Origin of the sequence: Lederbergia graminis (assembly GCF_042655485.1) — a bacterium.
In the GTDB taxonomy this organism is placed as follows: Bacteria; Bacillota; Bacilli; order Bacillales; family Bacillaceae_C; genus Lederbergia; species Lederbergia graminis.
Window position 1 is genome coordinate 111,083 of the sequence record NZ_JBHSMC010000020.1, and the last position, 15,153, is coordinate 126,235.

Consider the following 15,153-nt stretch of genomic DNA (forward strand, 5'->3'; position numbering starts at 1 on the left):
TTAGTTGAAGAAGATTGAATTAATCTTAGACTATTTTTATCAAATCAGTATAAATAGTAATAAAGTATGTTTCTAATAATTCCTCTAGCTTCTGATTAAGTTTGTGGTATTCCTCGTCCGCTTTTCCAATGACACTATAGAATTCATCTTCTTCAACCTCGTCATTTTCTAAAGCAACGTACAATCCCCACATTTCCTGACCATACTTTTTCTCAATAATTACATAATCGTGAGCACCAATTTTCTCAAGTATATTTATTAGTTCATTCAAATAATTATGTATTCCTACTTCTTCGATATACGATTCAAACCACGTAAATAAGCTTTCATGCCCACCGCTTTCAAGCTCAGAATAGTATTGAAAAACAATAAATGCTTCATGTAAATTTTTATTTTCAGTTGATATATCATACTCACTTAACATAGCAATAACGGCGTTCCAAATATCGTCATTATTCATTAAATCATCCCTATTCATTTTTTTAGGCTTTACTACAACATTACCTCCAGCTCAGTTAATTTACAATCCAATATTATTGTTTTATCCAAACTTCTTCTTTGAGATATCTGCTTCGTTACTTACACAATCTACTTCCAAACCTCATCTAATTTATCTGCATAAAAGCGAATTGCTTTTTCATATTTTAATATTTCCTCATCGCTTGTTGTTTCTATTAAACAATTCAGCAGTACTTCCATCGCCTTGCTATGTTCATTCAAGTTATATAAGGTCATTGCATAAAAAGTCTGGATTGCTCTGTTTTCCGGAAATGCTTCAAGCCCTTTTAAAAATACACTTTTTGACTTTTCATATTCACCTAATGTTCGATATGTACTCCCTAATCCTAATATTGCTCCTTCTAATTCACTTGGCGGCAACCCTAATTCAATTGCTTTTTCATAAAAGAAAACAGCTTTCGCTTCTTCCCCTAACAAATCTAAACTCCATGCACATTGATAGTTAATGGATGCATCATCAGGATACTCCTGCACCAGTTTCATTAGTAATTCATTCGATTCCTTATGCCTTCCATGCTTCCTAAATTCAAGTGCTTTATTTAATTGTATGTTCATTATCTCAACTCCATTTTTCCTATTTCGGAAATTTCCAACTAATGGTACTATTAAATTATCATTATACTACAAAAGGAGAGATTCTTTTGACACGTACTACAAATGACACAGCTATTAAAAAAGAGATTACTATTAACGCACCCATCAATTTAGTTTGGCTAGCTTGGACCATTTCTGAAAGAGTTTCGGAATGGTTTGCGCCTGAAACAGTTATTGAAGCTAAAGAAGGTGGAGCCTACGAACTTTACTTCATACCCGGAAATCATGAGAATATGAATACGAAGGGTTGTAAAATTACAAAACTTGTTCATGAAAAAGAGCTTCATTTTAACTGGAAAGGACCAGACCAATTTGAGTCACTCATGAACAAAGAAAATGAATTAACAAATGTTAAAGTAAGTTTCGACTCCATCAATGAGGATTCTACTAAAGTGATCCTTGATCATACTGAATTTAAAGATAGTGAGGATTGGAACGAAGCAATTAAGTGGCACGAAATGGCCTGGTCAGGAGTTCTTGACAGCCTAAAATCTGCCCTCGAAAGTGGCAAAGGAAATGTATGTTGCCAACCTTAATTTTTACAAAAGCCATCTATACAGATGGTTTTTTATTTACTTTTGGTTTAATAGTATATCAGCTAACGGATTGGTTTCTTGAATAAGTTTGGTAGTAAAAAGGGAGTGAATTATCTGGATATCAAAATCTTGTATTATAAGAAATTTAAAGGAACTGAAAAGGCTATTGACTATGTTCATTGGGCATATCATATGTTGGAAAATGAAATTTCAACAATATACTTAAATATCCTTGCTTCCTTGAGAGAGCCTTTAAATATATTTGAAGTAGAAGACTATTTTAATAGAGCTTTAGATGAATTAGGTATAGAGGAGCCCTTGTTTGAAGAATGTGCAAAATGCTATATACGTTTTTTATTAATGCAAATAGTAGATGACAATAATAAAGCAATCGACCTTGCATATGAAATATACGAAGTGATTCGTGAACACTTTACTAACGAGGAATTAGATAAATGGTTTGAAATAAGTGAATTGATCGATGACTATCGTTACGGTGATAATATAGATAATCTTACTAAGGATTTCATCATAACGATTATTGTACAAGAAGCAAAGAAACAATTAAGTAACAAGTTCTTATTGAGCTAACAGGTGCTTTGATCCAAAAAGGATTAAAGCACTTTCTGTTGAACTTATTATACTAACGCGCAAGTTAGTTAAAAAAGATCACTAAGATGTTTACTAGAATACATAATAAGTCAGACTTTTAGGAGATAGAAATGTGTAATAAAATTGAGCAAGTGAATTCTTTTCCAGTTATTGCTTCTGTTTTATCACCTACAGCTTTAGCAATGGAGATTAGCCAGCAGTATCCTATTGGAGAAGTAATAGATTGTACTCTATTGCGCGCTTATGTAAATGATGTCTATATGTTAAAAACTCAATCAGGGAAATATATTATAAAAGTTTATCGTGCAAGCTGGCGGACAGAATCAAAAATTAGGTACGAGCTGGAATTTTTATTTCACTTACATAAAAATGGCGTAGGAGTTTCATTACCTGTACATAAAACGGATGGAAGGCTTATTCATCCAGTAGTAGCACCAGAAGGTAAAAGATATATCGTTTTATTTCACTTTGCAGAAGGGGAAAAACCTAGTCCTCCATTTTCTGATAACAAATATTTTCTTTTAGGGAGAGAGTTAGCAAAATTACACAAAGCCTCGAAAACTTTTAATACAAATTATCAACGCTTTGAACTCAATATTCAATACCTACTTGATAAGCCTTTGGATGCGATTAGACCCTTTTTACAAGAGGATATCGGCAACTTAACCTTTTTAGAGAACCTCTCCAATACTGTACGGGAACAAATCAGTTGTTTGGAATCAAAAGGTTTAAGCAAAGCGATTTGTCATGGGGATGTATCAATGGACAATCTTCATTATGCTAAAAATGGTCAAATTACTTTCTATGACTTTGATTCAGGTGGTCCTGGTTGGTCCTCATATGACCTTCTCGGTGTATATATGTTTACCAAATATGATAAGCGGCAATCTCGTTGGGATGCTCACGTAAAAGGCTATCAAGAAGTTATGAAATTAAACGAATGCGACATAGAAGCTCTTCCTTATTTGCATGTGATGAATAGTATTTGGGCATTGGGGTGCGATGCAACGATTTGGGTACAAACAAGTGGTTTATGGCGGATAAGTAAGGAACATTTGGATAACAGAATAAACAGTTTAAAGAATTGGGTTGAAACTGAAATAGATAGATAGATTTCTATATCATTTGTACAAAAAACAGGGCTTTACTCCTTTTCAAAGTAAAGCCCTGGATTTCCACTCTTCTTTTTCAAGTCTATAATGATTATGTAGTTGATTTTCAATTTCAACGTCTCCATTGTAATGAAATCCACATTTTTCGATGACCTTTATGGAAGCTTCATTACGTGGAACGACAACGGCATTTAGTATTTCCACATCCGTATTTTCAAACAGGTACTTTACTAATCCTCTTACTGCTTGTGTTGTATATCCCTTGTTTCTATGATGTTTAGAAATTGCATAAGAAACTTCTCGATTTGGTTCGCTTAGTTCGTCTTTAATTCCCGTATTGCAAAAACCAATGAATTCATCCGTTTCCTTTAACACGATTCCTAACTTCAACCAATTTTCACATATATTAGGTACTGCAGCTAAAAAATCCTTGTTTTCAGGTATTTCATATTTTGTAACCCAGTCTAATCGCTGTTCTCTTGTCGATCGCCAATCAGGCAAAAATTCATACACTTCAGGCTGCGATGTAAGTTCATAAATTGCATCTACGTCTTCCACTCTAAACTCTCTAAGCACTATATCACCACAGTCTATTGTAAAATAATTGTTCATATCCATTACCCCCGATACATTGCAAAACCTAATGATTCTTTCAAATATGGGCTTATCCTCAATCACCGGTTTTTAATCTTCAAAATATTTAATAGTCTAATTCTATTGTACCGTAAAGAAAGTATCTTTTGTAATCTTATAAGGAACAACTTGCCTCTTCAGTAAGCAAAAAAAGCTTCATTCCCACAAAGAAGTAAAGCTTTCCATAAGATTTTGTTTATTTTTCAATACTCCTTACATACTGATCTTCGCCTTTATCATATGTATTGATGTAGTCAAAATAATTTGCAGCCAACCTGAATCATAAAACTGGCTTATTTCTGTAAAAAAAGGACTTTGTTCTATATATGTGGAAGTCTATCATACAAATAAAAAATCAAATTAGAAGGCGGATAAGATGAAATTTTTTAAGGCTTTTATTATTAGTTTACTCTACTTTATTTCCACGTTTTTACTTATATTTATGTATCATAATGGTACGAAGGAAATTATCTCTGCACTAATTTTTCAAATCGTATATGTAACTCCCTTTGTTCTATTACTTTGTGCCATTTTAAACAGTTATTTAAAAATAGAAAATAACAAAAAATCGACTGTAGTATTCATAGGGTTTCTGTATGGGATCATCATATCCATACTTTTTTCCGCTACTGTAGCGAGTACCGAGATTATGCTTCATATCATGTACGGCTGTATTTTCAGTTTTGGTTCCTTCCTATTTACGATGATAAGAGTAAAACGAAATCCGCAAATCCCAATGTAAGGATTTGCGGATTTTTCACCTAAAATAATTATTTTGCTCTTTTGTTAACTTCCATCTCAATGAACTCCGGTAAATAGTTAGGAGTACATCCTTTCGATACCATTTCACCTTTATATAGACCCGTTTTCTCACCAATTTTAATGCAACGCTCGCGATACTTTTCATCATAAACGCCTATCCAGCCAGCGGTAAAATTCATTGCCCATTGAACTTCTGGTTCTTCCTGTGCAATATTAGCTTCAATTGCAGTTACTAAGTCTTCTGTGTTATCAGGAGGAGTTTGTCCTGTCCATCTCAAACGCGCTTGATAATACCAGAAAACTCGTCTTTGAAGAGCAGAAGGACTATTTTGCCATGACTCCATCAATGTAATTAACTTCTTGCTTTTAGTAAGCTGATTAGCCATTAACCAATCCATTATGTTATTTCGTTCATCTACAGTGTGAGTCTGCATATCGTTATCAAGTTCATTTAGCACATCTTCTGTAAGCAGCTTTTTGTCCATAATTAAGACGGCTAATAGTCTCGGCAAGTATTTTTCACTTGACCATAGTTCCATTGCTAGTTCATGATCTCGTTTAATCTCCTTCGCGATTTTCCGTAAGTCGCCCAGCTTCGTATCACTATTGATCTGAGATAGAACCTCTTCTGCTTTGGAAGAAAGTTTTATTTCTGTACTCATCATGTATAACTCCTTTATTAAAAGATGTTTCGTATGTAGTTATCTTATATTCAATTTCGTTATAAGTCTTCTTGCAGTGATGTGACTACAATGTTTACCTGCTAATATTGTAGCATATCTCTTATTAGAGCTTACTCTACCTGACTTTCTTCTAAAAGTGCAATTTCAATCCTTCATGCGATGCTTTAAAACCTAACTTTTCATAAAAATGAAGTGCTTCCGGTCTCTTTTTATCTGTTGTTAATTGTACCATATGACATCCTCGATCTTTAGCTCGTTGGATTGCCCATTGAATCAACATCGACCCTATACCCTTTCCACGTACTAAAGAAGCAGTACGGACACCTTCAATTGTCGCTCTCCATCCTCCCTGATACGTAATGAATGAAGTAAAAGTAATCTGTTGTACACCAACTATCTCTTCTCCATAACAAGCAACAATCAATTCATTATTGGGGTCAGAATTAATTGATTGAAATGCTTTTATGTAACTTTCTGGTAAAGGTTGCTTATATTGTTCTCTTTTATTCCCTAACACGTCGTCTGAAAGCAAATACACAATCCTATCAAGGTCTTCTATTGTTGCTTCTCTAAAGATAAGTTGATTTTTATTCATTTAATATCCTCTCCATGGAACCTTATTTGACATACTATATCCCCTTTAACCGTTTTATATTATCATCTATATCACTCTAATATAGAAATATCATAGGTTCCTAATCCTCCTTTCTGAATGTTTTCTAAGTAGATTTTAATATCAGGTAAAATTTGTTGGGAAACTCGTTCGCCATTGTCCAGGTTATATTTTTCTAATGTATACTCGTCTTTTCCGGTATTAAATCGAAAAAAATACATGAAGTTATTACTTATATCAACCAATTCTTCATGTAGACTATTTGGACTCGCCTTCTCATATTCAAGAAACTGAAAGAAAGGCTCTGCTGTTTTTTCACTTGTATTAAACTTATAAACGTGGCCCAATCCATCAACATAATACAAATTATCATCGTATATATACAAATTTTCACTAGTCATAAAAGGAGTTTTAGCTGACTGATCCTCACTACTCTCAAATTCATCTATAAAAAAATCTTCTCTTTCAAAAGTTTGTTTATCCATTTGAACGAGGTATGCTTTATTTCTTTTTGTAGCAACGAAGTAAATGAAGTTTTCATCTGCAACGATATTGGAGAAGTAGCGAAAATAAGTATATTCTCCCCAGCTTGTAAGATTTTCATATGTCATTTCTTTATTCAAACTAACTTTATCAAGTCTTACAGATTTATCATCTTCATATATAGTATAAATATGGTCATCACCCTGCCCGGAGGATTTTATAAAATAAGGTAGAACGTCATTATGTAATTCATTATCATTAATCCAATATATATCTGACCCATATCCTCCATCACTGGTAAATCCAGAATTAAAGATGGTATAAAAAATATTGTTTTTATGTAAATAACCAGATTGTTCCCCAGTATGTTGGTCGTTTTCTAAATCAAACTTTTTACTTTGTTCTCCAAGAAGTAATAGTTTTTCGCTATCTGAGACTAATAAATTTTTATTATGACTCGCCAAAGTGCCAACTTCCAATCTATTAGTTTTTAAGAAAGATGCATCACCCTTATCATCGACGAAGGTGACAAGTCCACTTCCTTTACCGAACATATTTTGATCTATAGTCATTGAAAAAAATACTGCAATACTCTTATCATTCAAAAAATCTTTTTCTTTCACATCATTTTCATCTAGTATAGTTAATTCTAAATTATCAATCTGTACTTCAATAGAACGTGTTATCGCATATTTAATAACGAATATCAGGATAACTGTTAATACACATGAACCCATAATAAGTATCCATTTTTTCTTCAAACTCATCACTCCTTCATATAAAGTAAGCGCTTCCTTTTTAATAGACTACTAATACAATAGCACATATATGTATGTTTGTAAGAAAATTACAGGAGATAATTTCACATCCTCTCCACAGTCCCCTTATATTTCCCATTCATGTTCCAAAACACTGTATAGCAATGAATCCCGCCAGCCATCTCTAATCAACAAATCTTCACGAATTCTGCCTTCCTTTGTCATTCCTACTTTCTCCAAAACTTTTGATGACCCTATATTCCTTGGATCACAGGTTGCAAATATTCGATGGAGATTTAATTGCTTAAACCCAAAATCAATTAATAGAGTTGCCACTTCTGTTGCTATTCCTTTCCCCCAGAAATCAGGATGAACCACATAAGCAACTTCCCCTACTTTATTTGTTTCATCGCGAATGTTAAGCTCCCCTGTCCCAATCATCGATTCATTATAGACAATTGCCAGAGCAAACCTTGTCCTTGGTTCTTTTGCTGCATCTTGTATCACTTGATACACAAAATCCTTCGAGTCTGATTCTGTATTAGGTCCCCAAGGTTGAAATTGACAGACTATCTCTTGTGATGCGTACAAATGTAGATCAATCCAATCACTTTCTGTAAATTCTCTTAACAATAACCTATTATTTGAAAGACTAATATTTTTATATTCGATGATTAATCACTCACCTTCGTTTTCCTCATATACAAACAGCAAGAATGATCTATAACTATTGCACTACATTCCATAACAGGAAGTAGTATTAAATTCACTTCTTAGGAAATGCTAACCTCTAGGGTGATATAAATGGTTCGTAAAACGCTAATTTTATTGGGTATTTTGTTGCTTCAATTTAATTTATGTATGGTGAAGGCTCAAAACCAAAATCTTGTTTTAGTGCTAGATATTGAAACTAATAAGATAATTAAAACAACACCTCCAAACCCTAACGTACAACTAGAAACTGTAAAAATCATGAAAGCAATTGACGGTATCGTAAAAAAAATAAATCCTATTCCTAACAAAGGTTTAATGGTGAAGATCCCTTTAGAGCCATCGTTTCACTTAGAAAATAAATGGGTGAATGCTCTAATTGATGAAGTAATCATAATTATTCCAGAAGATGAATTGCCCTATTTACTCCTATTTGATGATGAAAATAATTCATATTTTTTTACCTTTGAAACTAAAATCGATATGTTGATTAACAATATAGATATTCCCAGAACCAGTAAGGATTCCACTTAACAAGACATGATTTAAAAACTATATATTATTCAAATATTTTTCATAACAAACACATTCATGAATTCGTTGGTTGGAATTTTTAAATTGCTCTATGTCTTCTCCAACATAATGTGCGAATGAACTAACTAAGTAGAGTTTCGGATGGCTACTTTGAATTATATTTTTCATTTCATTTCCTTCAAAGTAAATATGGTAATATGAGTCAACTTTATTAAACGACATTTTTTCATACCAACTCTGTACCCAAGCGTCGTCTCTCGTCCATGCTTCAAAACGATTTAAACCTAAATTGATTGCTCGCTTTTCCGCTTCTTGAAGTAGCTGCTCACCAATTCCTTGTCGATAATAATCTGGATGAACTGCAATATGCCAGATCATTCCCCCTAAACCTTCTCCTCTTGAACAAACAGTCTTTTCTTCCACTTCATACTCTACATCCATGAGACCAACAATTTGTCCTTCTAATTCTGCAACTAGTTCGATTGCAGGGTTTTCATAGCTTTCCTTTCTATTTAAAACATTATCGTAGTAAGCTGTATTTAAAAACGATAGCGTTCTACATCGAACCCAGCCTATTTCATCAGTATCTTTATAGTCACGAATAATCAATTTACATCTTCTCCCTTTGATACAACATTTATGAATTTATTGGTTAAGTTAAGACCTTCCAGACGATCCCTTACTTGATTAAAAAAAGCAATCCTTCGTAATTGAAGCATTGCATCAACTAGAACTTCTCATTACTTTCAATCATAAAATTCGCTGGAATATATTGATTATACTTATTCGGTTCTTCATTTAACTTCTATACTACCAATCCACTTTTTTATTTTATGAGCAACTTCATTAGGGCTGGATTGAGTCGTATGAACAGTAGGCATTGGTGGGTTATATGCTATATCACTATTCTCTAATAACCACTTCGCAAATTTCTTATGATCCGCAATGAGTTCCTCAGCCCAACCTCTTTCACGCAAACGTGCTTCACGAGTTTCATCATCACAATGAAGGTTTAAATAATAAATAGCACTGAAATCAATATAGCTATCACATTTTTCAACATCCCATGGCATCATCGTTCCACAAAGGACTGTCATTCGGTTACTCTTCGCTATATTACTAGCAACTTTCAACCATACATTTTTCAACTTTTGCCAATCACCAATATCAGCATAAATATTATCAATATCAAACACATCAAAATCAGGCAAGATCTCGCGAAGGTATGGGACAACTGTACTTTTACCTGTCCCACTTGCCCCAGTTAAAATAAATAAAGGCAACTTTTTATCATCTAACAAAATGGCCATCTCCTCTATCTATATACGTTATTTTATACCAAATATCTATAACTACATTCCACATATTACTTACAATATCCTTTGTTCTTTGCTATCTTGTTCCATAAAAAAGACGTCTTCCTTTTACAGAAGACGTCGCTTGAAGGGCTTATTTATTTAGTATCATTTTCTTTCTTATAAAGAAAACTACAAATATCAAAAATAATAAAGCTAGCACTACGTACACTATATTGGAGTATACATCCATATAACCAACGATAGTTTCCCATGATTCTCCAACAGAGGCTCCTACACTAACTAGTACTACATTCCAAATTAACGTTCCTAAAGTTGTTAATACTAGAAACACTCCAAAATTCATGTGTGCCATTCCAGCAGGTAAGGATATTAAACTTCTAATCAATGGAATAAAGCGGCAGAAGAATACTGTCCATACGCCATACTTAGAAAACCATTCATTTGCTTTATGAATATCTTTTTTTGTAAGTCTAAGAATATGTCCCCACTTTTCAACAATTTTTTCTATTCGATTGATATCAATAAGTACCCCAATTCCATAAAGTACGATTGCCCCTGCAACTGATCCAATTGTTGAAGCTACAACCACTCCAAATACACTCATCGATGTATGGGTAGTCATGAATCCTCCAAAAGTAAGAATGACTTCCGACGGTATCGGTGGGAATAGGTTCTCTACTGTAATTAATAAAAAAATACCTATATATCCGAATTGCTCCATTATATCTGTAATCCAATTTTCCATTTCAAATTCCCTTTCTACTATTAAAATATATCATGAAACTTCTTATATATAGTGACGTCAATAATCTTATACAAGAAAAACATTCCAAAAAGCCCTATGGCATAAACTATAAAAATACTTTCAATTGTGAGCATCATGGATGGATAAGGTAAAATAGTAGCTTCTAGTACCCAGACCAAAATAGCAGCTACTATGGATACCATCATCCAACCAAATAAATAGTAATGGGCATGCAAATTAAAGAACATTGTATTTTTTGATAGTGATAAAAATTCTTTTACCTTGAATTGATTGATTGCATCTCTTATAGCTTCTTCTTCGCTATTCCCTTGCTGTATCAAATCTTGCACATAATCTTCTAAATAAGTTTGTAACTCTAACTTATCTTCCTGACTCATCGCTAACTGGTTAACATACAACCGTATGTCATCTTGTTTCTTATACATACTGTTCAAACGAATATGACTAATATAATTTAGCGCTCCCCAAAGAACTGCAATGGAAAACGAAATCCAATAACTAATAAGTATCCAAAGTGGATCATCTGAATACAATCGATCGATAAAATTTGTGATTCCAAAGAGAATGGAAGAGGATAGTAAGACCCAGCTATATTTGATATCTCTGAGGCTAAATATTTTCCATATGTATTGACTCATTATTTGTCCTCCTATTAAATAAACCTTTTAACGATTTCCGTAACCTTTTTCCAATCACTTGTAAGACTAGCCAATAATTGAACACCTTCATCTGTTATGGCATAGTATTTACGCCTACCTCCATGGCTTTCTGTCCCCCAAGAAGATGATAATGCCCCCTGCTTTTCTAATCTTTTCAGTGATAAATATAGAGTAGCTTCTTGAATTTCGAATTCTCCATCGGTTTTTTCCTTTATAGTTTTAGAGATTTCAAAGCCGTAACTCTCTTTTTCTTCCACTACCGAAAGAATAAGAAGATCGATATTTCCCTTTAGTAGCTCTTTGTTCAACACATATATCCTCCCCACCAACTACTTAACATTATTAAGTACTTTGTTAGTATAAGTTAAAGTACTTAAAATAACAAGGTACTTTTTTATCTAATGTAAAAAAACCAGCACTAATTTGCTGGTTTTAATCATTCTAATATACCTCCAACAAAAATAAGCAATCCATTTTATATGCTAATTGGATTGCTAGAGGTTTGTAATTTTTAAAGTTCATTGTTGTTAACAACTTAGTTGATTGTAGCGGATGTACACGAGACTCCTGCGGGAACAGCACGAGCCGAAGATCCACTTGGCAAAGCGGTTTACTTTGCCAAGTTAGCTGAGGCCGTGCCCGCGGAAAGCGAGTGTACTGGAGCGCAAATCAACAACAGAGTTTAACAGAGCTAATTTTAAAATTAACAGTTCATTCTTCTGCAGTATGATGACATTCATTTAGAATGAAGTAACAATTGATCTAAATCGATTATTTTAATTTCCCTTTTCGGTAACTGTTTAATTAATCCCAGTTCTTCGAAAGTGGTAAATTTACGGCTGATTGTTTCTGGTGTGGTTCCTAGATACGAAGCTAAATCCTTTTTCGACATTGGTAAGGTAACGGTTGGACTATCGCCGCTCCCCATTTCAATATTTTCAGCTAAAAAGGATATAATGCGGGATTCTACATTTTCAATCGCTACTTGTGTCGTTTGTTTTTCAGAATCCTTCAAGCGTAACGTTACTTCTGACAGTATTTTTAATGCAATCTGCGGATATTCCAACAAATACTTCTGTAAGTCCTCTCGTTTTATTAAACAAATCGATGTATGTTGGAGAGCTTCTGCATAACTTTCATGTATACTTCCAGGTTGAAAAATGGCCACTTCACCTGTAAAATCACCAGGATTTAATATGCGAATTAGTTGTTCTTTTCCAGACTCCGATAAGCGGTAAATCCGTGCCTTACCAGAATTGATAATATATAAAGTATCATCTTCTTCACCTGCACGGAATAACATTTCCCCTTTTTGTAGATGAAGTGTCTTGGCAGATTCAGCAATCAAATCCATTTGTGCGTCTTCTAGATGATTGAATATGGGAACGATACGAATACATTCTGCATGTCCATGCTGGTGATGACAACATTGGTTTTGTTCCAAAACAACCTCTCCTTTATATAACAAGCTTAAGAGAGCACCTTAGGCTTCCATTCTATTTACTCCATTATACAGATTTCACTTTTGATTTGATAACAGGATATCCTAAGTCTTCGATTGCTTTTTCAATATCGTTAATAGCAACTACTTCTGAATCAAAATCTACTTTTACCTTACTGGCATTGAATAATACTTTTAAACTATCTTGATGAACACCGTTTATTCCTTTCACACCATTTTCAATCTTTTGCATACAAGATGGACAAGATAGGCTGTCTAATTGAATAACTGCTTTTTGCATAATTTATTTCTCCTTTCATTTTTTAGTTTTTCTTATTCTTCTATACAATTTAAGTATAGCTCATGTACAACGAAACGAAATTGACGCAAATCAAGTTTTAAGAAAAAATGATTCGTCGTGTCTTTAAAATTTATCCTCTGAAACGGTATCGAAGCAATCTCATGCCATTCAAGATGACGATCAATATACTAGCTTCATGCACTAACATTCCAATGGACATATTCATCCATTCACTAAATAGGAGGCTGGCAAGTAAGACTAATACGACACCGACTGCTATCGCGATGTTTTGTTTCATGTTTCTTGCTGTTGATTTTGTTAAGCCTAATGCATGTGGTAAACGACTAAAGTCTGAATTCATTAAAACGACATCCGATGTTTCGATTGCAACATCTGTTCCACTTCCCATGGCGATTCCGATATCCGCTATTGCTAAGGAAGGACTATCATTCACACCGTCACCGACAAAGGCAATCATTTGACCTGTTGCTTGCATTTTTTCAATATATGCGGATTTTTCTTCTGGAAGCATATGACCATGTGCTTCTGTTAATCCAAGTTCTCGAGCAACTACATCTACAGTTCCTTGGTTATCCCCTGAAAGAACGACTAGGTTTTGGACTCCAAGTTTTTTTAGATTTTGAAGCACTTTTTTTACACCTGGACGAATTTGATCTCGAATCCCCATCAGAGCTTTTAATTCTCCGTCAACCGCTGTTAGCACAAGCGAATTACCATTATTCTCAAAGCGCTTGACGTCCTTTTTAGCTTTTTCGCTTAATGTCACATTTTCTTTTTCCATCAAAGCTATGTTTCCAACGGCTATGCGATGAATACCTATTTTTGCTACAATTCCAGCCCCTTTCACGACTTCGGTTTCTTCAACAGTAGAGAAAGTTGTCTCCCCAATATCCTGTAAGACAGCTTTTGCTAGCGGGTGATCTGATTCACGCTCCACACTTGCTAAGTAGCCTAGAATTTCTTCCCTATTGTTGCCGTAAAATTCTTTTTCAGCAACTTCCGGGTTTCCGACTGTCAATGTACCTGTTTTATCAAAAACGATTGTATCAACGATGCTAAAGTCATTGATTACTTCACTCCCTTTTAGGAGAATACCATGACGTGCACCATTTCCAATACCGGCAACATTAGATACAGGAACCCCGATAACTAATGCACCTGGACATCCTAAAACAAGAATCGTGATTGCTAGTTCCATATCTTTTGAGAATAGCAAAACAATAAAACCGAGGACTAAAACAGCAGGGGTATAATATTTAGAGAATCGATCAATGAACCGCTCCGCTTCTGATTTTGAATCCTGCGCTTCTTCTACTAACTCGATAATCCTACCGAATGTTGTATCTTCCCCAACACGGTCAGCTTGAATGCGAATCGTTCCATTTTCTAAAATAGTTCCAGCAAATACTTTCGAATCTATCTTTTTACTCACTGGAACAGACTCCCCGGTAATACTTGCTTCATTGATGTGACCTTCCCCTGCCAAAACGGTTCCATCTACAGGGACTTTTGCACCCGTTTTTACTAATAAAATGTCACCTTCATCTACATCGTCGACATCAACCTCTACAAATTCTCCATCTTCTATTTGCTTTAAAGCACTCTCTGGTGCCAGCTCTGTTAATTCCTTAATGGCAGAACGTGTTTTGTTCAAGGTTCGTTGCTCCAAGTAAGAACCAAATAAGAATAAGAAAGTCACGATAGCTGATTCCTCATAATTTTGTATCAAAACAGCCCCAATTACTGCAATGGTAACTAAAACATCAATACTAACAACTTTTACTTTTAATGCCTGATAGGCTTGAATCACAATGGGTGCAACACCAAGAATAGATGCAACGATGAGCGCCCAATTAAAAATGAACATGTTGTTTAAGAAAAATCGTCCAAAGAATGCAAGTGCAATCAAAATGGCACTAAGCAGTGTAATGGGATTCTTTTGACTTAATATATATCTTTGAATTTTGATTCCCTCCAAGTCATTTGTTTTTCTTCTGGATGACTTTAGTATAGGAGGTTTCTGTGAATTAAAAATTGATTCGTATCAAGTAATAAAAGAATCGTAAACAAAAAAACGCTCCGAAAATATTCAGAGC

At 34.2% G+C, this 15,153-nt stretch carries 20 protein-coding genes; 5 read left to right on the forward strand and 15 right to left on the reverse strand.

All coding sequences use genetic code 11. The features are described from left to right. Positions 1 to 25 precede the first annotated feature (25 nt). Positions 26 to 478, reverse strand: coding sequence for a DMP19 family protein (locus ACFPM4_RS14875; RefSeq protein ID WP_382353285.1), 453 nt, complete (start codon positions 476 to 478; stop codon positions 26 to 28). A gap of 110 nt (positions 479 to 588) precedes the next feature. Beyond that, a complete protein-coding gene (locus tag ACFPM4_RS14880) occupies positions 589 to 1,074 on the reverse strand; it encodes a tetratricopeptide repeat protein (protein WP_382353288.1) in 486 nt (161 codons plus the stop codon). A gap of 86 nt (positions 1,075 to 1,160) precedes the next feature. On the opposite strand from ACFPM4_RS14880, the gene ACFPM4_RS14885 reads away from it, so the two are divergent. The 3 genes from ACFPM4_RS14885 (at position 1,161) to ACFPM4_RS14895 (ending at position 3,373) form a co-directional block, all read left to right on the forward strand. Then, a complete protein-coding gene (locus ACFPM4_RS14885; protein ID WP_382353291.1) occupies positions 1,161 to 1,649 on the forward strand; it encodes an SRPBCC family protein in 489 nt (162 codons plus the stop codon). A 129-nt stretch (positions 1,650 to 1,778) separates the two neighbouring features. Beyond that, the gene (locus ACFPM4_RS14890; RefSeq protein ID WP_382353293.1) at positions 1,779 to 2,240 is read left to right on the forward strand and encodes a hypothetical protein; all 462 of its coding nucleotides are present in this window, start codon (positions 1,779 to 1,781) and stop codon (positions 2,238 to 2,240) included. Positions 2,241 to 2,371: 131 nt separating this feature from the next. Next, positions 2,372 to 3,373 carry a phosphotransferase enzyme family protein gene (locus tag ACFPM4_RS14895; RefSeq protein ID WP_382353296.1) on the forward strand — a complete coding sequence of 334 codons (1,002 nt, stop codon included), beginning with the start codon at positions 2,372 to 2,374 and terminating at the stop codon, positions 3,371 to 3,373. Positions 3,374 to 3,415: 42 nt separating this feature from the next. Here the strand turns inward: ACFPM4_RS14895 and ACFPM4_RS14900 are convergent, their stop codons facing one another. Continuing rightward, positions 3,416 to 3,985: a GNAT family N-acetyltransferase gene (locus ACFPM4_RS14900; RefSeq protein WP_382353299.1), complete on the reverse strand. Its 570-nt coding sequence runs from the start codon at positions 3,983 to 3,985 to the stop codon at positions 3,416 to 3,418. A gap of 397 nt (positions 3,986 to 4,382) precedes the next feature. Here ACFPM4_RS14900 and ACFPM4_RS14905 point away from each other — a divergent pair, with 397 nt between their 5' ends. Then, positions 4,383 to 4,748 (forward strand): hypothetical protein, encoded by a 366-nt coding sequence (locus ACFPM4_RS14905; protein ID WP_382353302.1) that lies wholly within the window; start codon positions 4,383 to 4,385, stop codon positions 4,746 to 4,748. A 28-nt stretch (positions 4,749 to 4,776) separates the two neighbouring features. Here ACFPM4_RS14905 and ACFPM4_RS14910 read toward each other — a convergent pair whose 3' ends face one another. From ACFPM4_RS14910 to ACFPM4_RS14925, 4 genes are all read right to left on the reverse strand, one after another. Further along, complete coding sequence (locus ACFPM4_RS14910) at positions 4,777 to 5,430, reverse strand: DNA alkylation repair protein (RefSeq protein WP_382353304.1); 654 nt, start codon at positions 5,428 to 5,430, stop codon at positions 4,777 to 4,779. Between the two features lie 151 nt (positions 5,431 to 5,581). Continuing rightward, positions 5,582 to 6,046 (reverse strand): GNAT family N-acetyltransferase, encoded by a 465-nt coding sequence (locus ACFPM4_RS14915; protein WP_382353307.1) that lies wholly within the window; start codon positions 6,044 to 6,046, stop codon positions 5,582 to 5,584. Positions 6,047 to 6,117: 71 nt separating this feature from the next. Next, entirely contained in the window at positions 6,118 to 7,308 is a 1,191-nt protein-coding gene (locus ACFPM4_RS14920) for a hypothetical protein (protein WP_382353310.1), read from the reverse strand. A gap of 123 nt (positions 7,309 to 7,431) precedes the next feature. Continuing rightward, the gene (locus tag ACFPM4_RS14925; RefSeq protein WP_382353313.1) at positions 7,432 to 7,938 is read right to left on the reverse strand and encodes a GNAT family N-acetyltransferase; all 507 of its coding nucleotides are present in this window, start codon (positions 7,936 to 7,938) and stop codon (positions 7,432 to 7,434) included. A gap of 171 nt (positions 7,939 to 8,109) precedes the next feature. Between ACFPM4_RS14925 and ACFPM4_RS14930 the strand changes: the two genes are divergently transcribed. Beyond that, entirely contained in the window at positions 8,110 to 8,550 is a 441-nt protein-coding gene (locus tag ACFPM4_RS14930; protein WP_382353316.1) for a hypothetical protein, read from the forward strand. A gap of 18 nt (positions 8,551 to 8,568) precedes the next feature. Here the strand turns inward: ACFPM4_RS14930 and ACFPM4_RS14935 are convergent, their stop codons facing one another. The 8 genes from ACFPM4_RS14935 to ACFPM4_RS14970 form a co-directional block, all read right to left on the reverse strand. Next, entirely contained in the window at positions 8,569 to 9,159 is a 591-nt protein-coding gene (locus ACFPM4_RS14935) for a GNAT family N-acetyltransferase (protein ID WP_382353319.1), read from the reverse strand. Positions 9,160 to 9,344: 185 nt separating this feature from the next. Then, positions 9,345 to 9,851, reverse strand: a complete 507-nt coding sequence (locus ACFPM4_RS14940) for an AAA family ATPase (protein WP_382353322.1) — start codon at positions 9,849 to 9,851, stop codon at positions 9,345 to 9,347. A 148-nt stretch (positions 9,852 to 9,999) separates the two neighbouring features. Beyond that, complete coding sequence (locus ACFPM4_RS14945; RefSeq protein WP_382353325.1) at positions 10,000 to 10,614, reverse strand: DedA family protein; 615 nt, start codon at positions 10,612 to 10,614, stop codon at positions 10,000 to 10,002. A 20-nt stretch (positions 10,615 to 10,634) separates the two neighbouring features. Beyond that, on the reverse strand, positions 10,635 to 11,273 hold the full coding sequence (locus tag ACFPM4_RS14950; RefSeq protein ID WP_382353328.1) for a permease prefix domain 1-containing protein: 639 nt from the start codon (positions 11,271 to 11,273) through the stop codon (positions 10,635 to 10,637). 14 nt (positions 11,274 to 11,287) lie between these two features. Then, a complete protein-coding gene (locus tag ACFPM4_RS14955) occupies positions 11,288 to 11,602 on the reverse strand; it encodes a PadR family transcriptional regulator (RefSeq protein ID WP_382353331.1) in 315 nt (104 codons plus the stop codon). Between the two features lie 428 nt (positions 11,603 to 12,030). Then, a complete protein-coding gene (locus ACFPM4_RS14960; protein WP_382353334.1) occupies positions 12,031 to 12,738 on the reverse strand; it encodes a Crp/Fnr family transcriptional regulator in 708 nt (235 codons plus the stop codon). Between the two features lie 64 nt (positions 12,739 to 12,802). Next, positions 12,803 to 13,036, reverse strand: coding sequence for a heavy-metal-associated domain-containing protein (locus ACFPM4_RS14965; protein ID WP_382353337.1), 234 nt, complete (start codon positions 13,034 to 13,036; stop codon positions 12,803 to 12,805). 130 nt (positions 13,037 to 13,166) lie between these two features. Then, the gene (locus tag ACFPM4_RS14970) at positions 13,167 to 15,035 is read right to left on the reverse strand and encodes a heavy metal translocating P-type ATPase (RefSeq protein ID WP_382353340.1); all 1,869 of its coding nucleotides are present in this window, start codon (positions 15,033 to 15,035) and stop codon (positions 13,167 to 13,169) included. Between the last annotated feature and the right edge of the window lie 118 nt (positions 15,036 to 15,153).